The 19,161-nt window shown below is 60.5% G+C and carries 17 protein-coding genes; 14 read left to right on the top strand and 3 right to left on the bottom strand.

Going from position 1 to position 19,161, the window contains the following annotated elements; genetic code table 11:
• The first annotated feature begins 3 nt into the window (after positions 1 to 3).
• The 11 genes from GA0061100_RS10835 (at position 4) to GA0061100_RS10785 (ending at position 12,343) form a co-directional block, all read left to right on the top strand.
• Positions 4 to 1,056: a 3-carboxy-cis,cis-muconate cycloisomerase gene (locus GA0061100_RS10835; RefSeq protein ID WP_075852715.1), complete on the top strand. Its 1,053-nt coding sequence runs from the start codon at positions 4 to 6 to the stop codon at positions 1,054 to 1,056.
• A 146-nt stretch (positions 1,057 to 1,202) separates the two neighbouring features.
• Entirely contained in the window at positions 1,203 to 2,375 is a 1,173-nt protein-coding gene (locus tag GA0061100_RS10830; protein ID WP_075853235.1) for an ABC transporter substrate-binding protein, read from the top strand.
• A 91-nt stretch (positions 2,376 to 2,466) separates the two neighbouring features.
• The gene (locus GA0061100_RS10825) at positions 2,467 to 3,330 is read left to right on the top strand and encodes a branched-chain amino acid ABC transporter permease (RefSeq protein WP_075852714.1); all 864 of its coding nucleotides are present in this window, start codon (positions 2,467 to 2,469) and stop codon (positions 3,328 to 3,330) included.
• A gap of 1 nt (position 3,331) precedes the next feature.
• Positions 3,332 to 4,336, top strand: a complete 1,005-nt coding sequence (locus GA0061100_RS10820) for a branched-chain amino acid ABC transporter permease (protein ID WP_075852713.1) — start codon at positions 3,332 to 3,334, stop codon at positions 4,334 to 4,336.
• Entirely contained in the window at positions 4,333 to 5,097 is a 765-nt protein-coding gene (locus GA0061100_RS10815) for an ABC transporter ATP-binding protein (protein WP_075852712.1), read from the top strand. Before GA0061100_RS10820 ends, GA0061100_RS10815 begins: the two co-directional genes overlap by 4 nt.
• A complete protein-coding gene (locus tag GA0061100_RS10810) occupies positions 5,078 to 5,794 on the top strand; it encodes an ABC transporter ATP-binding protein (protein ID WP_075852711.1) in 717 nt (238 codons plus the stop codon). The genes GA0061100_RS10815 and GA0061100_RS10810 overlap by 20 nt, the downstream gene beginning before the upstream one ends.
• 131 nt (positions 5,795 to 5,925) lie before the next feature.
• Positions 5,926 to 6,318, top strand: a complete 393-nt coding sequence (locus GA0061100_RS10805) for a GFA family protein (protein ID WP_075852710.1) — start codon at positions 5,926 to 5,928, stop codon at positions 6,316 to 6,318.
• A 133-nt stretch (positions 6,319 to 6,451) separates the two neighbouring features.
• On the top strand, positions 6,452 to 10,078 hold the full coding sequence (locus tag GA0061100_RS10800) for a hydantoinase B/oxoprolinase family protein (protein ID WP_075853234.1): 3,627 nt from the start codon (positions 6,452 to 6,454) through the stop codon (positions 10,076 to 10,078).
• Positions 10,079 to 10,162: 84 nt separating this feature from the next.
• Positions 10,163 to 10,690: a winged helix DNA-binding protein gene (locus GA0061100_RS10795; RefSeq protein ID WP_075852709.1), complete on the top strand. Its 528-nt coding sequence runs from the start codon at positions 10,163 to 10,165 to the stop codon at positions 10,688 to 10,690.
• Between the two features lie 294 nt (positions 10,691 to 10,984).
• The gene (locus tag GA0061100_RS10790) at positions 10,985 to 11,815 is read left to right on the top strand and encodes an MBL fold metallo-hydrolase (protein WP_075852708.1); all 831 of its coding nucleotides are present in this window, start codon (positions 10,985 to 10,987) and stop codon (positions 11,813 to 11,815) included.
• Positions 11,816 to 11,905: 90 nt separating this feature from the next.
• Positions 11,906 to 12,343, top strand: a complete 438-nt coding sequence (locus tag GA0061100_RS10785; RefSeq protein ID WP_075852707.1) for a VOC family protein — start codon at positions 11,906 to 11,908, stop codon at positions 12,341 to 12,343.
• Between the two features lie 14 nt (positions 12,344 to 12,357).
• Here the strand turns inward: GA0061100_RS10785 and GA0061100_RS10780 are convergent, their stop codons facing one another.
• A complete protein-coding gene (locus tag GA0061100_RS10780; protein WP_075852706.1) occupies positions 12,358 to 13,104 on the bottom strand; it encodes a polysaccharide deacetylase family protein in 747 nt (248 codons plus the stop codon).
• The gene (locus GA0061100_RS10775) at positions 13,094 to 14,191 is read right to left on the bottom strand and encodes a glycosyltransferase family 4 protein (RefSeq protein ID WP_075852705.1); all 1,098 of its coding nucleotides are present in this window, start codon (positions 14,189 to 14,191) and stop codon (positions 13,094 to 13,096) included. Before GA0061100_RS10775 ends, GA0061100_RS10780 begins: the two co-directional genes overlap by 11 nt.
• 200 nt (positions 14,192 to 14,391) lie before the next feature.
• On the opposite strand from GA0061100_RS10775, the gene GA0061100_RS10770 reads away from it, so the two are divergent.
• Together GA0061100_RS10770 and GA0061100_RS10765 are read left to right on the top strand one after the other, a co-directional pair.
• Positions 14,392 to 16,116, top strand: a complete 1,725-nt coding sequence (locus GA0061100_RS10770; RefSeq protein WP_075853233.1) for an adenylate/guanylate cyclase domain-containing protein — start codon at positions 14,392 to 14,394, stop codon at positions 16,114 to 16,116.
• 69 nt (positions 16,117 to 16,185) lie between these two features.
• Entirely contained in the window at positions 16,186 to 17,064 is an 879-nt protein-coding gene (locus tag GA0061100_RS10765) for an FkbM family methyltransferase (protein ID WP_075853232.1), read from the top strand.
• 2 nt (positions 17,065 to 17,066) lie between these two features.
• Here the strand turns inward: GA0061100_RS10765 and GA0061100_RS10760 are convergent, their stop codons facing one another.
• Complete coding sequence (locus GA0061100_RS10760) at positions 17,067 to 17,546, bottom strand: class I SAM-dependent methyltransferase (RefSeq protein ID WP_075853231.1); 480 nt, start codon at positions 17,544 to 17,546, stop codon at positions 17,067 to 17,069.
• 143 nt (positions 17,547 to 17,689) lie between these two features.
• On the opposite strand from GA0061100_RS10760, the gene GA0061100_RS10755 reads away from it, so the two are divergent.
• Entirely contained in the window at positions 17,690 to 18,865 is a 1,176-nt protein-coding gene (locus GA0061100_RS10755; RefSeq protein WP_075853230.1) for a DUF3095 domain-containing protein, read from the top strand.
• The last annotated feature ends 296 nt before the right edge of the window (positions 18,866 to 19,161 follow it).

Here is a 19,161-nt window from a genome sequence, read left to right as displayed (position 1 = left end):
GCCATGAGCGTTTCTCCCTTCGACCATCCGTTCCTGTCTGGCCTCCTCGGTGACGAGGAGATTGCCGGATATTTCTCCGCCAAGGCGGATATTCGCGCCATGCTTGCCTTCGAAGCGGCCCTTGCCGAGGTCGAGGCGCAGCATGGGATGATCCCGCAGGACGCGGCTGCGCATATCGCCGAGGTCTGCAACGGGTTTGAGCCCGATCTGCAGAGCTTGAAGACGGCAACGGCGTCGGATGGTGTCGTCGCGCCGGATCTTGTTCGGCAGCTGCGCAAGGCGGCCGGCGAAGATGCAGGCAAATATGTCCATTTCGGCGCCACCAGCCAGGACGTGATAGACACCAGCCTGATGATGCGGCTGAAGGCGGCGGCTTTCATCCTGAGTGGACGTCTCTTCGCCGTATCCTCCGCGCTTGCCAAACTGGATGAGCGTTTCGGATCGAACAGGCTCATGGGCCGCACCCGGATGCAGGCGGCGATTGCGATCACGGTGTCCGATCGGCTGCGGGCATGGCAGCATCCGCTCGATCAGTACCGGGACCGGCTGACGCAGGAGACCTTCCCACTGCAGTTCGGCGGTGCGGCCGGTACGCTTGAAAAATTCGGGCCGCAAGCGGCCGAAATCAGGAGCTCGCTGGCACAGGCGCTCGGCCTGACGGACGAGCCACAATGGCAGAGCCAAAGGGCGCGCATTGCCGAGCTTGCCGGGCTCTTATCCATGATCTCGGGCAGTCTCGGCAAGGTCGGCCAGGATGTCGCACTTCTGGCGCAGGCGGGCGACGAGATCGAGCTTGCCGGCGGCGGTGGCTCGTCGGCGATGCCGCACAAACAAAACCCGGTCGCGGCTGAAACGCTGGTCACGCTTGCCCGCTTCAATGCGGTGCAGCTTTCGGGCATTCATCAATCGCTCGTGCACGAGCAGGAACGTTCGGGTGCTGCCTGGGCATTGGAATGGCTGCTTTTGCCGCCGATGGTGGTGGCGACGGCGGCGTCGCTGCGCCACGCACTGCAGCTGATCGGCATGATCAAGCGCCTGGGAACGATAATTGACTAGGATATTCGTCGCTATTCATAACCAGATAAGCATGGATGGAAGCATTTATTTCATTTTACATCACCATTTCCTATGAGAAATTGGCGGTGATCAGCATTTTAGATGATCAAGGGCGGCCCAAGAAATGGCCGCCGGGAGGAGAAAAAATGAAACGGTTTGTCTTGGCCGCCATCGCGGCCGTTGCTCTTGGCGGCGCTGCCTATGCCGACACCATCAAGGTCGGTGTCATCGGTCCGTTTTCCGGCCCGTTCGCGCTGCAGGGCAAGAATTTCAAGGCCGGCATCGACGCCTATATGGCCATGAATGGGAAGAAGGTCGGCAACGACGAGGTGGAGGTGATCTATCGCGATTTGCCTGCCGCCGATCCGGCCCAATCGAAGTCGCTCGCCCAGGAGCTTGTCGTCAAGGAGAAGGTCCAGTATCTCGCCGGCTTCTACTTCACGCCAGATGCCATGGCGGTGACGCCGATCCTCAAGCAGGCCAACGTGCCGATGGTGATCTTCAATGCCGCGACCTCGGCGATCGTCACCAAGAGCCCGTTCGTGGTGCGCACGTCCTTCACCACCTGGCAGACCTCGACGCCGATCGCCAAGGTTGCCTATGACGCCGGCGTGAAGAAGGTCATCTCCGTCGTCAGCGATTACGGTCCCGGCGTCGATGCAGAAAATGCCTTCAAGGCGGGTTTCGAGAAGCAGGGAGGTCAAGTGGTCCAGGCGATCCGCATGCCGCTGTCGACCAACGATTTCAGCCCGATCATGCAGCGCATCAAGGATTCCGGCGCGCAGGGTGTCTTCGCCTTCCTGCCGTCAGGCCCGACGACGCTTGGCTTCGTCAAGGCCTATAACGAGAACGGTCTGAAGACGGCGGGCATCAAGCTGTTCGCGCCTGGCGACCTGACGCAGGAATCCGATCTGCCGGCGCTTGGCGATGCGGCGCTTGGCATGCAGACGACCTTCCACTACGCGATCTCGCATGACTCGCCCGAAAACAAGGCCTTCGTTGCTGCTGCCGGCAAGGCGATCGGCAATCCCGCCGAACTGACCTTCCCGGCCGTCGGCGCCTTCGATGGCATGCATGTCATCTACAAGATGATCGAGGCGACCGGCGGCAAGCAGGATGCGCAGAAGGCAGTCGATGCCGTGAAGGGTCTGTCCTGGGTCAGTCCGCGCGGTCCGGTGAGCATTGATCCGGAAAGCCGGCATATCACGCAGAACATCTATCTGCGCGAAGTCGCCAAGGGCGCAGACGGCAAATACTACAACAAGGAAATCCAGACCTTCGAGAAGCAGGGCGATCCCGGCCTTGCCGCTGCGAAGTAAGGGCTGCTGAATGTCATGCGCCTGGGCGGACATCTCCGTTCGGGCGTGTGATTGCAGCCGCCGCGCTACAACAACCGGACCAGCGATATCAATGCAAACCGTGCTCAGCATAGCAGTCGATGCCCTCGCTTATGGCATGGTGCTGTTTGTCATCTCCATCGGGCTCTCTGTCACCATGGGGCTGATGCGTGTCGTCAATCTGGCCCATGGCGCCTTTGCCATGATCGGTGGCTATATCGCCTCTTATGCCGCGCACGACCTTGGTCTTGGTTATGCAGCTGCCGTATTGCTGGCGGTGGTCGGCACGGTGGTCATCTCCATCCCGATCGAGCGGCTGCTTTACCGCCGTATCTATGGCGCGCCGGAGTTGACGCAGGTGTTGATGACGATCGGCATCACCTTCTGCATCATCGGTATCGCCAACTACGTCTTCGGCCCGACCTTGAAGACCATTCCCCTGCCGGGCAGCCTGCAAAGCTCCGTCGATCTCGGCTTCCGCACCATCGGCACGCATCGCATCTTCGCGATCGTCTGCGGCCTCATCGTCGCCCTGGCCCTTTGGTACACGATCGAGAAGACCTCCTTCGGCGTGAAGCTCAGAGCCTCCGTCGATAACGCCGCGATGGCGGCCGCTCTCGGCGTCAGGACGGAAATCGTCTACGCAGTCAGCTTCGCGATTGCCGTCGGACTGGCCGCCTTCGGCGGCGTCGTAGGTGCGGAGCTTCTGCCGGTCGAACCCTATTATGCCCTGCGCTACATGGTGACCTTCCTCGTCGTCGTTTCCGTTGGCGGCGCCGGCTCGATCTCGGGCGCGCTGCTCGCCTGCCTCATCCTTGGCTGCATCGATACGACTGGCCGTTACCTCATGCCGGAATATGGGGAATTCTTCTTCTATCTGGCCGTCATTGCCATCGTCTGCGTCTTCCCGCGCGGCTTTGCCGGGAGAATGAAGTAACATGGCTCTGACCCTTGAAAGAGAGGCCACACCGATCGTGAGCAGACATCGTACATTGGGGCAGGATCTGATCGCTGTTGCAGTCATTATCGTCGTGGCTGCGGCCGGCTATCTGCTGTTTCCGGATAATCTTGCGCTTTTGACCCGCCTGATCGCGATCGCGCTTCTCGTCTTGTCACTCGATCTCGTCACTGGTTATTGCGGTGTGGCAACTCTCGGTCATGCCGCGCTGTTCGGTGCCGGCGCCTATGCGGCTGGCATCGCGTCAGCCCATTATGGCATTAATGATCCCTTGTTGATGACGCTTGCCGGTATCGTCGCCGGAGCCGTCGCCGGGCTGATCTGTGGCGTCGTCATCCTGAGAGCACACGGACTGCCGCAACTCGTGCTGTCGATCGCGCTGGTCTATCTCTTTCATGAATTCGCCAACAAGGCATCGAGCTGGACGGGCGGCAGCGATGGATTGTCGGGCATTTCTGCCGATCCGCTGTTTGGTGTTTTCGAATTCGATCTTTACGGGCATACGGCCTATTTCTATGGCGTTGCGCTGCTGTTGATCGTGCTCGTGCTGCTGCGCTTTCTGGTTCGCTCGCCCTTCGGCATGCTCTGCCGCGGCATCCGGCAGGATCCTCTGCGTATCCGCGCGATGGGCGCTTCGCCGAAGATGACGCTGATCAAGATGTATATGATTTCCGGCGCCGTTGCCGGCGTCGGCGGTGCGCTGAATGCCATCTCGACGCAGGTCGTCGGCCTCGACAGCCTGTCCTTCACGCAATCGGCCGAGGCGCTGGTCATGCTTGTGCTCGGCGGCACAGGTTCGCTGTTCGGGGCGCTTGTCGGTACGCTGATCTTCATGCTCTTCGAGGATTACGTCTCCGCCGCCAATCCCTTCCATTGGCTGACGATCGTCGGGGCGCTCTTGATCCTCGTTGTGCTTTTCGCGCCCAAGGGCATCTACGGTACCGCCGCCGCCTATGTCGCCCGTCGCAGGGAGGCGCGGGTATGAGCGCGATTTTCGAGGTCAGCAATCTGAAAAAGGCGTTCGGCGGCCTGACGGTGACCAACAATGTCAGCCTGTCGATGGCGCCGGGAGACCGCGTCGCTCTAATCGGCCCGAACGGTGCCGGCAAGACCAGCTTCGTCAACCTCGTCACAGGCAATCTGCCTGCCGATTCCGGCGAGGTCCGCATCGCCGGGCAGAACGTCAATAGGATCGATGCCATCGGCCGGGTCCGTCGCGGCCTGGTGCGCTCCTTCCAGGTGACGCGGCTGTTTCAGGACATGACGCCGGCCGAGCATGTCGGAATGGCGGTGCTGCAGCGGACGGGCCGTTCCGGCCGCATGTTCGGCAATTTCCTCTCCATGGCCGATGTCATGGCCGAGACCGAGGAACTGCTCGGCACGCTCGGCCTCGCGGCGCTTGCGCATCGCAAGGTCAGCGAGATCGCCTATGGCCAGCAGCGGTTGTTGGAAATTGCCGTTGCCATGGCCCTGAAGCCGAAAGTGCTGTTGCTGGATGAACCCGCCGCCGGCGTGCCACAGAGCGATACGGGCCGCATCGAGCAGGCGCTGGCCGATCTGCCCACAGATCTCGCCGTGCTGATGATCGAGCACGACATGGATCTCGTCTTCCGCTTCGCCAAGCGCGTGGTGGTGCTGGCCGCCGGCACGATCATCTTCGATGGTTCGCCAAAGGACGTGACGCAGGATGCGCGTGTGCGCGAAGCCTATCTGGGGAGCTACGCTAATGCCGGCCACGCCGCTTGAAGTCGAAAATCTGTCGGCCGGCTATGGGCCGACACGGGTGCTGGAAGGAGTTTCCTTTTCCGTACCGGCCGGCGGCAGGCTTGCCGTGCTCGGCCGCAACGGCATGGGCAAGAGCACGCTGCTTGCCACGCTCGCCGGTCAGACCCGGCGCTATGATGGCCGCATCCGGCTGGGTTCGGCCGATATTGCCGGTCTGCCAAGTGCCAGACGCGCTCATCAGGGCCTCGGCTATGTGCCGCAGACACGTGACGTCTTTTCGACGCTAACGGTGGAGGAAAATCTCTCCGTTGGGCTGAAGGCGCGGCCGAGGAGCGCCCTGCAGGAGGCCTATGACATGTTCCCGCGCCTGAAGGAGCGTCGCCGCAATCTCGGCAGCCAGCTTTCCGGTGGCGAGCAGCAGATGCTGTCGACCGCTCGCACCATCCTTGGCCGTCCTTCCGTCCTGCTTCTGGACGAGCCGTTGGAAGGACTTGCCCCTGTCATTTGCGAGGAGCTGATGGCCGCCTTCGCCAAGCTCGCCAAGTCGGGCGATATGACCATCTTGCTCGTCGAGCAGCGCATTCAGAGCGCACTGGATTTTGCAAGCGACGTCATCATTCTGGAGCGCGGCCGGCTGGCCTGGAAGGGGACGCCCGAGGCGCTCGCTCAGGATCATCACGCGGTCGAGCGCCTGCTCGGCGTTGGCGGATTGCATTAGCGCACCCGCCTTTTTCGGCTGAGCCAATAACAACACGTCTTTGCGATAGAGCGATGCCGCGATGCGCAATTGCGGCGACTGTTCTGTTTGTCGTAAACTTTCCGCCTGCTTGCTTATGGAGGAGGTGTGGCATGAACCGTTTCACCGGCGGCTGCCTGTGCGGCAAGGTACGAATAGCGGCGTCGGGGTGCCCTTATCGGGTCGGGATTTGCCATTGTCTTGATTGCCGCAAGCATCACGGAGCGCTTTTCCATGCTTCCGCAATTTTTCCCGAGGATGCGGTGACGATTGACGGTGAAACACGCAGCTACGCCGGCCGGTTTTTCTGCCCTCACTGCGGCTCATCCGTTTTCTCAAGGAGCGCGGACGAAATTGAAGTGAATCTCGGGTCTTTCGATGCCCCTGATCAGTTGAAGCCGACCTACGAGCTCTGGACCGTTCGCCGCGAATCCTGGTTGCCGCCGTTTCCGCTCGCCAGACGATACGACGGAGATCGCGAGGGAGCCAGCCGCTTCGAGGAATAGATCGTGCTTCACCAGGAGTGATGCGGACAAAAACTGTCAACAATGATCGAACTCACCAATTCATGTTGACGACAAAACGTTGACGATTTATCGATATATTATCATTGTTGGCGTCGTTCTGCTGGAGGCGGGTTTGTCGGAGAACATTTCGGGTCGTTGGGATTTCTGGATCGATCGCGGCGGTACCTTTACCGATGTGGTCGGACGCGATCCGTCTGGCGCTCTCCATGCCCGCAAGGTTCTCTCGGAAAATCCCGATGCTTACCGCGATGCGGCCGTTCACGGCATCCGCCTCCATCTTGGTCTCGGCAAGGGCGAGCCGGTTCCCGAAGGAGCGATCGGCGAGGTCCGCATGGGTACGACTGTCGCCACCAATGCGCTGCTCGAGCGCAAGGGCGAACGGCTTGCGCTGGTGACGACGAAGGGTTTCAGGGACGCGCTGCGCATCGGTTATCAGGAGCGCAAGAAGATCTTCGCGACCGAGATCGTCAAGCCGGAAGCGCTCTATGAAGAGGTCGTCGAGATCGAGGAGCGCGTGCTCGCCGACGGCACCGTCGAGCTGGCTCTGGATGAGAAGGCAGCAGAAGCGGCACTGCGCGACCTCCTTGCCAAGGGCTATCGCTCGGTCGCCGTCGTGTTCATGCACGCCTATAAATTCCCGGCGCACGAGGCTGCCGTCGCGAGGATTGCGAGATCCCTCGGCTTCGAGCAGGTCTCCGTCAGCCATGAGGTTTCGCCTCTGATCAAGCTCGTCGGCCGCGGGGATACGGCCGTCATCGACGCCTATCTTTCGCCGGTGCTCGGCCGCTATATCCGCCAGGTCTGCGACGAACTCGATGTCGAGCGTACCGGTGCGCGCGTCATGTTCATGATGTCCTCCGGCGGATTGACGGCCGCCGATATGTTCCAAGGCAAGGATGCCATCCTCTCCGGCCCGGCCGGCGGCGTGGTCGGCCTTGCAAAGACCGGCGAACAGGCCGGCTTTGCCAATGTCATCGGCTTCGACATGGGTGGCACGTCGACGGACGTGGCGCATTTCGACGGCGAATATGAGCGTGCCTTCGAGACGGAAGTGGCCGGCGTTCGTGTGCGTGCACCGATGATGCTGATCCATACCGTGGCCGCAGGCGGCGGCTCGATCCTGCATTTCGATGGCGACCGTTTTCGCGTCGGCCCGGATTCAGCCGGTGCCTTTCCGGGTCCAGCCTGCTATCGCAATGGCGGCCCGCTGGCTGTGACCGACGCCAATGTCATGGCCGGCAAGCTGCTACCGGAATTCTTCCCCTCCATCTTCGGACCCAACCAGGACCAGCCGCTCGATGTCGAGACCGTGCGGACCAAGTTCGCATTACTCGCGGCCGAGATTGGCGATGGCCGCAGCCCGGAAGACGTCGCCGATGGTTTCATCCGCATCGCAGTTGCCAACATGGTCGAGGCGATCAAGAAGATTTCCGTTCAGCGCGGCTATGACGTAACGCGCTATGCGCTTAACTGCTTCGGTGGAGCTGGCGGCCAACATGCCTGCCTGGTTGCCGACGCGCTCGGCATGAAGAGCATCCTTCTGCACCCAATGTCCGGCCTTCTGTCCGCCTATGGCATGGGGCTTGCCGATATCAGGGCAACGCGCCAGAAGGCGCTCGGCGTTTCCCTCGATGATGAAGCACCGGCGGCCATCGCAGCACTCGGCACCGAATTGCGCTGCGAATGCGTGCCCGAACTGGAAGCGCAGGGCGTCGCAACGGCTGAGATCAAGACGGTTCAGCGTGCCCATATCCGCTATGCCGGCACCGATACGCTGTTGGCCGTCGAGACGACCTTCCCGGAAATCGACGATCCGGCACGGTTGCGTAGCCAATTCGAGACGCTGCACAAGCGCCGCTTCGGCTTTGTTGCCGAAGATAAGCCGCTCGTCGTGGAAGCTGTCGAGATCGAAACCATCGGCGGCGCGGCTGCCGATATCGCGGTCGAGCTCGAAGCCGAGGCCGAAGGTGAGGCGCAAGCTGCAAAGCGCACCGCCTTCTACTCGAACGGCGAGAGCCACGAAGCGGCTGTTGTCTTGCGCGAGGCGATCAAGCCCGGCCAGACCGTTACAGGTCCGGCTATCATCATTGAGCCGAATCAGACGATCGTCATCGAAGATGGCTGGCAGGCGCAGCTGACGGTCAAGGATCACATCGTCCTCAAGCGTGTCAAGGCTCTGCCAGAACGCAATGCCATCGGCACCAAGGCCGATCCCGTCATGCTGGAGATATTCAACAATCTCTTCATGTCGATCGCCGAGCAGATGGGCATGACGCTGCAGAACACCGCCTATTCGGTCAATATCAAGGAGCGGCTGGATTTCTCCTGCGCCGTCTTCGACGCCGAAGGCAATCTGGTCGCCAACGCGCCGCATATGCCGGTTCATTTGGGATCGATGGATGCGTCCGTCGCAACCGCGATCCGTGAAAACGCCGTCATTCATCCGGGCGACGTCTTCCTCATCAACGCGCCCTATAATGGCGGCACGCATCTGCCCGATCTCACCGTCTGTACGCCGGTCTTCGACGATGCCGGTAAGAAGATCCGCTTCTGGGTCGCGAGCCGCGGCCATCATGCCGATATCGGCGGTATCTCGCCGGGATCGATGTCGCCGCTCGCCACGCATATCGAGGAGGAAGGCGTCTATATCGACAATTTCAAACTGCTCGATCGCGGCCGGTTCTGTGAGGCAGAACTTACCAAGCTGCTGACGGGTGCGCGCTATCCGGTGCGGACGCTCGCGCAGAACATCAACGATCTCAAGGCCCAGGTCGCCGCCAACGAAAAGGGCGTCGCCGAGCTGAAGAAGATGATCGTGCACTTCGGCGAAGATGTCGTCGATGCCTATATGGGGCATGTTCAGGACAATGCGGCGGAAAGCGTGCGCCGCGTCCTCGACCGTCTGTCGGATGGCGAATTCAGCTATGAGATGGACCAGGGCTGCAAGATCGTTGTCAAGATTGCGATCGATAGGGACAAACGCGAGGCGACGGTCGATTTCACCGGCACGTCCGCGCAGCGCCCGGATAACTTCAACGCACCGCAGCCGGTCACGCGCGCCGCAGTACTCTACGTCTTCCGCGTGCTCGTTGAGGCGGATATTCCCATGAATGCTGGTTGCCTCAGGCCGATCCGTATCATCATTCCCGAAGGCACGATGCTGACACCGAAATATCCGGCTGCCGTCGTTGCCGGCAATGTCGAAGTCAGCCAGGCGGTGACCAACTGCCTGTTCGGCGCGGTCGAGGCGCTCGCAGCTGCCCAAGGCACGATGAACAACCTGACCTTCGGCAACGATGCCTATCAATATTACGAGACGATCTGCTCCGGTGCGCCGGCAGGACCGGGCTTCAATGGCGCCGATGCGGTCCACACGCATATGACCAACTCGCGCCTGACCGATCCCGAAATTCTCGAGACACGATTCCCGGTCGTTCTGGAGGATTTCCACATTCGCCCGAACTCCGGCGGCCGCGGCAAGTGGAATTCGGGCAACGGCACGCAGCGTACGATCCGCACCCGCGAAAAGCTGGAATTCGCGGTCCTGTCCGGCCATCGGCGCGTAGCGCCCTTCGGCGTCAAGGGCGGCGAAGCCGGACAGACTGGCCGCAATTACGTCCGCCGCAACGATGGCAAGATCGAAGAGCTGATCGGTTCGGCGCACACCGTGCTTGAGGCGGGCGAAGCCTTCACGGTCGTCACCCCCACGGGCGGCGGCTATGGAAAGCGGGACGAATAGGAACGTAAAGCCGGAGCCGAGCGGTATTGCCTGCTCGGCCTGTCGAATCTGCAGGGCCTTGATCCGGTTCGAAGGAGTTTTCAGGTGACGTCCGAGGAAAAGAGCAAACGTCGAGAATTGATCGTTTCGTCAGCCCATCTTGCCGGTGGCAGCTCGCCGGCCCTGTCGGAGCTGGAATACGGATCGATCCTCTTTTCCCACGCGTTCAATCGATGGCTTGTGCGCTGCATGGCGGCGGCCGGCGTGCCTGGCCTTTCGCCGATCGAGATCCTGATCATTCATTCGGTGCGGCATCGCGACAGGCCGAAGACGCTTGCCGATCTCTGCCTCGTCCTCGATATCGAAGATACGCATGTGGCCAATTACGCCATCAAGAAGCTGGAGGCGGGGGGCCTCGTCAAAAGCGGCAAGGCGGGCAAGGAAAAGACGATCAGCGTTACAGACAAGGGCCTGGATGCGCTGAAGCGTTATACTGAAATTCGCGAGCGGCTGCTCGTCGAGGCGACGAAAGTATCCGGTCTCTCGCAGGACGGCCTCTCCGATATTGCCTCACATCTCAGGGCGTTGTCCGGCTATTACGAACAAGCCGCACGGTCGGCCGCGACGCTGTAGGACAAGGGGAGCGCAAGTTTCCCCAAATCTTCTTGGTACCTCTCAAGATTCGTCCTTCATTGCGAGCTAATATAACTCGGGCTTGCCTGCAAATCCCCGCCCCTTATCTATTCTGCCATTTCATACCTATATTAGGTCTGTGCGATCCGTTGGCGGCAACCCGTCCGACGATCTGTGTCGGTTGACCGATGAGATCCAGTTTTTACCACAGCACGACTTTTAGAAATTGCTGGCTTCGCACGATAGCAAAAGTGTGCTTTTTTTGACCGAAAGGGGAATGGTGTAAAAACTTCCATGAACAACGATAGTTTCGAGCTGAAATTTTGGGGCGTACGGGGGAGCATTCCTGTATCGGGACCGGAATTTGAGCGGTACGGCGGTAATACGTCGTGCATTGAGTTACGGCATGACGGCAGGCATATCCTATTCGACGCCGGGACCGGTCTGCGCGAAGCAGCCGCCTCCCTTGCCAAGGAAGGGGTTCGCAATATCGATCTCTTCTTCACCCACTCACACTACGACCACATCATCGGTCTGCCTTTCTTCAACGCGATCTATGATCCGCGCGTCAGCGTCGATCTCTGGTCGGGCCATCTGGCGGGCAAGACGACGACGCGACAGTTGATCGGCCAGTTCATGCGGCCGCCATGGTTTCCCGTTGAACCCGATATCTGTCGCGCGACGATGAATTTCCGTGATTTCGCTGCCGGCGATACGTTGAAGCCGCATCCGGGCATTGTCATCCATACGACGAGGCTGAACCACCCCGGCGGCTGCATCGGCTATCGCATCGAATGGGCGGGCCGGGTGATCGCCATGGTCTATGATACCGAGCATGTGACGGGGCGGCTGGATGAAGCCGCGCTTGCGCTGATGGCCGATGCCGACCTCGCCATCTATGATGCGACCTATCTGGAAGCGGAGATGCCGAAATATCTGGGCTTCGGCCATTCAACATGGCAGGAGGGCATCAAGCTCGCCAAGAAGGCCGGCGCCAAGCGGCTTGCCATGTTCCATCACGCGCCCGGCCGCACGGACCGCGAACTGGATGACATGCAGCGCGATGCGCAGAAGAGCTTCCCCGAAGCGTTCTTCGCCTTTGACGGACAGTCGCTGCAGCTCTGAAATGCCGTTTGGAGACGGGGTGCCTCAGGCGTCCGTTATCGGGCCAAGGGGCACCTTGTAGACTGAAACGATACCCCGGAGATTGCGGAAATGGCCGTCAAACGGATGGATAATGTAGGAATTGTCGTCGAAGACCTCGGAAGGGCGATTGATTTCTTTCGCGAACTTGGCCTTGAGCTCGAAGGACAGGCCACGATCGAAGGAGAGTGGGCCGGGCGTATCACAGGACTGGGCGATCAGCGCGTCGAAATTGCCATGATGCGTACCCCGGATGGACACAGCCGGCTCGAGCTCTCCCGTTTTCTTGCGCCGCCTGTCATTGCGGATCATCGGGATGCCCCGGTCAACGCCCTAGGCTATCTCCGTGTCATGTTTGCCGTCGACGACATGGACGACACGCTTGAAAGGCTCAGCACACGCGGCGCGCAGCTCGTCGGCGAAGTCGTCCAGTATGGTAACGCATATCGGCTCTGCTATATCCGTGGGCCTGAAGGGCTTCTCATCGGACTTGCCCAAGAACTCGGCTGAGCGCAATACGACGACTAGTGCACGAAGTTGCCGACCGGCCGCCATTCGATGGCGGCATGGCCGGCCGTCTCCTCGAACAGGGTCTCGACGAAATTCCAGGCGAGATCGTCATGGACGAGATGGTGCGTCATCACCCCGATCGGTTCGTCATGGCCATCGAAACGAATCTGGAGTTCTTCCACGAGACGTCCGATCACTTCGGCATGTGGTAAACCGCCACGCACCCCATGCCATCTCATGATGTCGATATGCGTGTTGATCAGGCCGACAGGGGCTCGCTTTGCCAATCCGAAGACGGAGACGGCGCGATAGCCGAAGGGCGCGAGATGCGGCAGCAGCGCATCATCGATCCTGTTCCACGGCGGCACCAGCAGCGGCACGAACTGCCGTGGATAGAGGGCCTTGAGCTTGTCGAAGCCGCGATGCAGTTCGTCGAGCACGATCTCCTGCGGCCGGTGCAGGCCGAGTTCCTGCTTCTTGGTGTCGTCAGGCGCATAGTTCTGATGCGTCCAGCCATGCACCGTGGCGGTGACGCGGTTTTCGCGCGCCAGGCGCTCGGCGAGTGCCTCGCCCGTCGGTCCCGGAATGATCGCAAGAGCCATCGGCACGTCGAAACGATTGGCAAGCGAGAGAAGCCGGTCGAGAGCAGGGGTCGGCTCGATGGCATCGTCGTCGCGGAACCAGAGTTTCACCTTTCGTCTGGCCTCGCCCCATCGCCGCAGTTCGTCGCGCAGGGGCTGCCAATCGGCTCTATCGCTCATAATAGGTGTCTCCCAGATAGTTTCGAAGAATGGTTTCCAAACGTTTTGACGCGGCGGTCAGCGAGCGCTCGTGATGAACGAAGTCATAGGCTGCATCTGCCATGGCCTGTCGCCGGCTCGGATCGTTCAAAAGCTGGGCGATGGCGCCGGCATAGGCCTCGATATTGCCTTCCGGCGTCAAAAGTCCGGTCTTGTCCGCCATCACCACTTCCGGCACGCCGGCCGTTGCCTGCGCGACGACGGGCAGTCCCGCCGCCTGTGCCTCCAGATAGGCGAGGCCATAGGCTTCGTTGCAGCCGGGCCAGACGTAAAGGCCGGCGGTCGCCAGCTCTTGCGCGATCTCTGCGGTGGAACACTCTCCGCGCCAGAGGATGCGGCTTTCGTCGAATGTGGAAAACATCGACCTGACTTCGGCCCGCATCGGCCCATCGCCGATGATAGTCAAGCTCCAATCCTGATCGCGGATAAGATCGAGCGCGCTCGCCAGCATGGTGTAGCTGTCAAACTTGTCGCCCTTCCGCAGCATCGCCACGGCAATCAGTCGTCGCGGATCTGGGGAAGAGCATGCAAATGGCGTGGCGTCGATGAAGGGCAAGAAGCGCTCATAGCGACCGTCGGGGATCGCGTCGAGCAACCCGATCCGGTCCCGCGCGGTAAAGCACAGATTGACGGCGGCAAGCCTTACCGCGTCGGCAATAAGGCGCTGGTTCTCGCTCCAGCCTTTCTCATCATGACGGCGGGAGTAGGAAGCCTCGGCCGTCACATAGGGGATGCCCAACCTCCTGGCGATGGGTGGGCCGATGAGATCGGGTGTCTTGTAATAGGGATGATAGGTAAACCATAGATCGGGTACCGTTCCGCTCTGCAAACGCTCGAGCAGACGCGCTACTTCGGCTTGCGCTTGTCTCGCGATCGCCTTGCGTGGTTCAGCTTCAGGACCCGGCGTGAAACTGCGCAGTTCGGAAGCGACCTCGACCTGATGTCCTGCCATCTTCAATACCGCGATGATCTGGCGCGCCATCAGCCGGTCGCCGGATGGAACCGGATGGGCGGGGGACTTCAAGGGGGCGTAAAAGGCGATCTTCATGGCGTCGTCGCACAGTTGACGATTAAGTGATGACAGGAACCCGAATTGTGAGAGGATTGCCCGAATTCCGACCGGTTGCGTGACAATAAGGTCCCTGCTTCAAAAAGCCGCATCCTCGACAGCATGCGGCGTTGCGGCTAGATGAATAGGCGATAGCCGTTTTCCGATCTGTTGTGAACGGGCAATATACATTGGGTTTGATGACCACCGAGGCAAGAAAGCCAATCATTACCGATCGCCTCGTGCGAAAGCTCCGTCTCGGCTCCGGTCTGATCGTTTTTGCCTTCGTGATCATGCATCTGGCCAACCATTCCCTCGGGCTGATCTCGCTCGGCATGGCTGAACATGCGCAACATTGGTTCATGGCCGTGTGGCGCAATCCAGTCGGAACCGTGCTTCTCTATGGAGCGCTGATTCTCCATATCCTGCTCGTGCTGCGAATGCTCTACAGGCGCAGAACGCTTGTCATGCCTGCCGGCGAAGCTTTTCAGATCGTAACCGGTCTATTGGTACCCCTGCTGCTGATCGATCACATCGTTTCCACGCGCATCGTCCATGAAGTCTACGGCTATCACGATACTTACAAGGCGATCGTGCGCAGCCTGTGGGTGACCGCGCCACTCAACGGCCTGCGCCAGTCGTTCGTACTCCTGATCGTTTGGCTTCATGGATGTATCGGCGTTCATTTCTGGCTGCGCTACCGCCCGTGGTATACGGCGATCGCGCCCGTTATACTGTCGCTTGCCATCGTTCTGCCGGTTCTCGCTTTGCTCGGTTTTGCCGCAATGGGCAAGACCGTGGCGTATGAAGTCGCCCAGGAAGATGAGCGTGGCTATCCCGGCGGCTACTACAGCGACATGCGAAGCTTCGGCGAGTCGGGTTCGGTGCCGGGCAGTAAAATGGCGGGAGCCTTATGGCCGTATCGTGCGGGGTTCTATGGTGCCTTCAGCCTGTCGATCGCCGCCCTTTTCGCGTTCCGGGCGCATCGCAGACTAAGAGAGCGGCAATATCAGGTCGCCATCCGTTACGCAGGCGGGGAAGTCGTGCACGCGCCACGTGGCTTCAGCGTGCTCGAAGCAAGCCGTCTCGGCGGTATCCCGCATTACTCGGTCTGTGGCGGCAAGGGGCAATGTTCCACCTGCCGTGTGCAGATCATTGAGGGGGCCGAAAACCTGCCACCGCCCGAGGCGCTGGAGCAGAAGACCTTGAACCGTATCGGCGCCACGCCGGATGTCAGACTTGCCTGCCAGCTGCGTCCGACCGGCAATGTCAGCGTTGTGCCGCTGCTGACGCCGATGGCCGAGGCGACGGTTCCCGTCTATACCCAAGCCGCCAGCCCCGGCCGTGAGCGTGAGATTGTCGTCTTCTTCTGCGATCTTCGCCATTTCACGTCGTTGACGGAATCGCGACTGCCCTTCGATATCGTCTTTCTCCTTAATCGCTATTTCGCCATCGTCGGCCGCATCATCGAGGAGAATGGCGGCCGAATGGACAAATTCATCGGTGATGGTGCCATGGCGCTATTCGGCCTTCGCACGACCCCGAAGGAGGCCAATCGCCAGGCATTGAAGGCCGCCGCCGCGATCATCAAGGAGATCGACAAGCTCAGCGACGAGTTGGCCGACGAGCTGGCGGCACCGCTTGAGATCGCCATCGGCATCCATACAGGCCTCGCTGTGGTGGGCTCGATGGGGTATGGCACCGTCAAGAACGTGACGGCGATCGGCGATACGGTCAATGTCGCCAGCCGTCTTGAAAGCGTCGCCAAGGAATTCAACACTGCGCTCGTCTTTTCGGAACCGGTGGCACAGCTTTCGGAAGCAGATATAGCAGGCACCGAAAGCCGCGAGATCGCCGTTCGGGGCCGGGGCGAGCCCTTGCGGGTCTATATCGTTTCGAAAGAGGCGAGCGGCCACTTTGCCTGATTTTCCGAGGCTCGCGTTGCCGATCTTCGCCGTTTGCAACGGAACGGCGCTGGTGTAGGGATGGCGCTCATGTTCGACCGCAAGATCCTCACGAGAAAATACTGGAAACGAGCGTTTCGCCGCAAACGGGATGCGATCGCAACGCGCCTGTTCGACACCAGGCTCGGCCGGGATATCCTCATCAGCGCGATCGGCTCCCGGGTGAAGACGATGACGGTCGACTGCGACGATCACGTCCTCAGTTTCTCGCCGGCCGACTACATCGGCCGCAAGGTTTTTCGCAAAGGGCATTTCGAGCGCGACCATGTCGACCGCCTGCTGAGCGTATTGCGCGAGCGCGGGCTGCTGCGCAAGGGATCGGCGCTTCTGGAACTCGGCGGCAATATCGGCACGCAGACCTGCTATTTTGCCCTCAGCGGCGCCTATGACCATATCGTCACCGTCGAGCCGGACCCACGCAATTTTCGTCTGCTGGCGGCCAATGTTGCCGATAACGACCTGCAGGCGATGGTGACCGCGGTCAATTGCGCTGCCGGCGATCGCGAAGGCCAGCTCGATTTCTATCTCAACCACAAGAATCATGGCAAAAGCAGCGCATTGCGGCAGAGCGAAACCGACGAGAAGATCTCGGTACCTGTCCGGCCCGTTAGCGATATTCTCCTGCAGGCAGGCGTCGATCCCGCCAATATCGGGCTGATCTGGATGGATATTGAAGGCTACGAGCCGATTGCCTGCCGTTCGATGAGCGCGCTGATGGCCCGCAGGGTGCCGCTCTATATGGAATTCACGCCGGCCTTCTACGGCAAGGATCAGACGAAAGACTTCATTGCCGATCTTGCCGGACACTACAGCGAATGTCTCGCCTTCTTCGAAGACGGCGAGCAGGTCATGAAGGTGGTCGAATTGCCCGTCGAGGGCGAACAGTTCGACGTTCTGTTTCTACGCTGAGCCTATTTGCGCCGATAGATGAAATAGCGCCCGTCCTTGACGGTCGAGGGCAGGGGCAGTGCCTCGAGATCGGGATGATCGAGGGGAAGGCCGCTGACCGCAAACCCGCCCGATGCCAGCACACCAGCCATGATCCGGGGCAGCCAGGTCAATGTTATCGCATCCTTGTCTTCGTAGCCGGTGCCGATATCGGCATGGGCGAGCGAGGCGTTGGTGCCGATGAAGGTTTTCGTCGTGTCCTTGATCTCGCCGAGAACGAGATTGTCGGCGGACGGCATGGAAGGACCGTAGGCATTGACCGCCCGGTCGAAGGCAATGATGCGGCGATCGGGGAAGAGTTCGCGCAGATGATCGAAGGTGCGACCGTTGCCGAGGCCGAGCTCCAGCACGGGGCCATCAAGCATTCTCACCTCGTCGGCAACGGCATTGAGGATGTCGCGCTGTGCGCTGAGGCGGCGAATGAAACTATCCAGGCGGCTCATCGTATTTGAAATATCCTTGGCGTCTTGTGCCTCTCCCGCAGTGGGCGTAGCACGGCGGATATCGCGGCGTCGACCGCCCGCTGGCTTTTCGATGCATTTGCTGTAGGGATAGATTGTCGCGGCGCTCAATGAAGGGGGACATCATGGGCGAGCCATCCAATGATGATTTCTTCCATAAGCTTGCGGGTTTCACGCGTTTCGAAGGTGTGACCGACAGCGCCAATTATCAGCCCCTCCCGGGTGACTGGCTGATTGCGATCGCCGACATCGTCAGCTCGACAAAGGCGATTGCCGCCGGCCACTACAAATCGGTCAATATGGCAGGCGCCAGCGTGATTTCCGCCGTGCTCAACGCCTTGGACCGAGGCGACTATCCCTTCGCCTTTGGCGGGGATGGCGCATTGGTGGCCGTACCGCCCTCCGGTGGGGAGCGGGCGCGGCAGGCGCTTGCGGCCGTGCGGGGCTGGGTGAAGGAAGAGCTGCAGCTCGATCTGCGCACGGCTCTGGTGCCGATGGATGCGATTCGCGGCGAGGGGTTCGACGTGCGGGTCGCTCGTTTCAGTCCAAGCGACTATGTTTCCTATGCCATGTTTTCCGGCGGCGGTACGAGCTGGGCGGAGCGGCAGATGAAGGCGGGCCGCTTCATCGTCGAGGCGATGCCGACAGGGGTGGAGCCTGATCTGACGGGTCTTTCGTGCCGATGGAATCCGATCGAGGCGCAGAATGGCGAGATCGTCTCGATCATCGCCATACCCGGCGACGCTGGAAGTGGTCCGAAATTTCAGCAACTGGTTGCCGATATCATTGCCATATCTGCAGAGCAGAACCGCGACAGCCACCCCGTCCCTGTTGAAGGTCCGACGCCGGCATTGAGCTTCGGTGGTGCCGATATCGAAGCGCGGGCTTTGGCCGCTCCGGCCAATCGCTGGTGGCGCAAACTTGTCATCGATGCCCAGATCGTCCTTGTCTGGGTTCTCGACAAGTTCGGGGTAAGGACCGCAACCTTCGATGCCAAGATCTACCGGCGTGATCTCGCGGCGAATTCCGATTTCCGTAAATTCGACGATGGCCTGAAAATGACCATCGACGTCGACGCCACGCATCTTGAACGCATCGAGGCGCGCTTGCGCCAGGCGGAGGCGGAGGGCGTCTGCCGCTTCGGTCTGCATCGCCAGGATAGCGCGTTGATGACCTGCTTCGTGCCGACCCCGCTCATGCGCGACCATATGCACTTTATCGATGGGGCGAGTGGCGGTTATGCGATGGCCGCCATGGCGTTGCGGGAAAAGCGGCCGCCCGAGCTTGCCGCGGGCGAGTGACTTTCGGATGCCACACGCAGCCGCTCCGGTCGCAGTTGTGATTTTTATCGATCCATTTCGGTTTACGCCATTGTTTCCGCTGAATATGCGCCTTATCTGAAGGAGAACAAAACGAGAGTCGCCGGTTGCGACAGCTATCCTTTTGCTGCATTTCTGGTGCGGGGTTCGTGAGAAATGCAGTCGATTTTCTGGTGCTTGCGCGATCCAGGGGTAGCAAGGGAACGCGCCGGCGCTGTTGAATGATTGTTTCATCCAGCCTTGGACGATAGGCCGGAAATTCCGGAGATGGCGGTCGG

Origin of the sequence: Martinezella hainanensis (genome assembly GCF_900094555.1) — a bacterium.
Taxonomy (GTDB): domain Bacteria; phylum Pseudomonadota; class Alphaproteobacteria; order Rhizobiales; family Rhizobiaceae; genus Rhizobium; species Rhizobium hainanense.
The sequence above is the reverse complement of the archived record's forward strand: the minus strand, read 5'-3'. Positions and strand labels throughout refer to the sequence as shown.

Coding starts and splice junctions, on each gene's coding strand:
- GA0061100_RS10810 (WP_075852711.1), top strand. CDS start 5,078: ATGCCGGCCACGCCGCTTGAAGTCGAAAATCTGTCGGCCGGCTATGGG.
- GA0061100_RS10790 (WP_075852708.1), top strand. CDS start 10,985: ATGAACAACGATAGTTTCGAGCTGAAATTTTGGGGCGTACGGGGGAGC.
- GA0061100_RS10815 (WP_075852712.1), top strand. CDS start 4,333: ATGAGCGCGATTTTCGAGGTCAGCAATCTGAAAAAGGCGTTCGGCGGC.
- GA0061100_RS10830 (WP_075853235.1), top strand. CDS start 1,203: ATGAAACGGTTTGTCTTGGCCGCCATCGCGGCCGTTGCTCTTGGCGGC.
- GA0061100_RS10760 (WP_075853231.1), bottom strand. CDS start 17,546: ATGAGCCGCCTGGATAGTTTCATTCGCCGCCTCAGCGCACAGCGCGAC.
- GA0061100_RS10775 (WP_075852705.1), bottom strand. CDS start 14,191: ATGAAGATCGCCTTTTACGCCCCCTTGAAGTCCCCCGCCCATCCGGTT.
- GA0061100_RS10805 (WP_075852710.1), top strand. CDS start 5,926: ATGAACCGTTTCACCGGCGGCTGCCTGTGCGGCAAGGTACGAATAGCG.
- GA0061100_RS10780 (WP_075852706.1), bottom strand. CDS start 13,104: ATGAGCGATAGAGCCGATTGGCAGCCCCTGCGCGACGAACTGCGGCGA.
- GA0061100_RS10765 (WP_075853232.1), top strand. CDS start 16,186: ATGTTCGACCGCAAGATCCTCACGAGAAAATACTGGAAACGAGCGTTT.
- GA0061100_RS10835 (WP_075852715.1), top strand. CDS start 4: ATGAGCGTTTCTCCCTTCGACCATCCGTTCCTGTCTGGCCTCCTCGGT.
- GA0061100_RS10785 (WP_075852707.1), top strand. CDS start 11,906: ATGGCCGTCAAACGGATGGATAATGTAGGAATTGTCGTCGAAGACCTC.
- GA0061100_RS10770 (WP_075853233.1), top strand. CDS start 14,392: ATGACCACCGAGGCAAGAAAGCCAATCATTACCGATCGCCTCGTGCGA.
- GA0061100_RS10755 (WP_075853230.1), top strand. CDS start 17,690: ATGGGCGAGCCATCCAATGATGATTTCTTCCATAAGCTTGCGGGTTTC.
- GA0061100_RS10825 (WP_075852714.1), top strand. CDS start 2,467: ATGCAAACCGTGCTCAGCATAGCAGTCGATGCCCTCGCTTATGGCATG.
- GA0061100_RS10820 (WP_075852713.1), top strand. CDS start 3,332: ATGGCTCTGACCCTTGAAAGAGAGGCCACACCGATCGTGAGCAGACAT.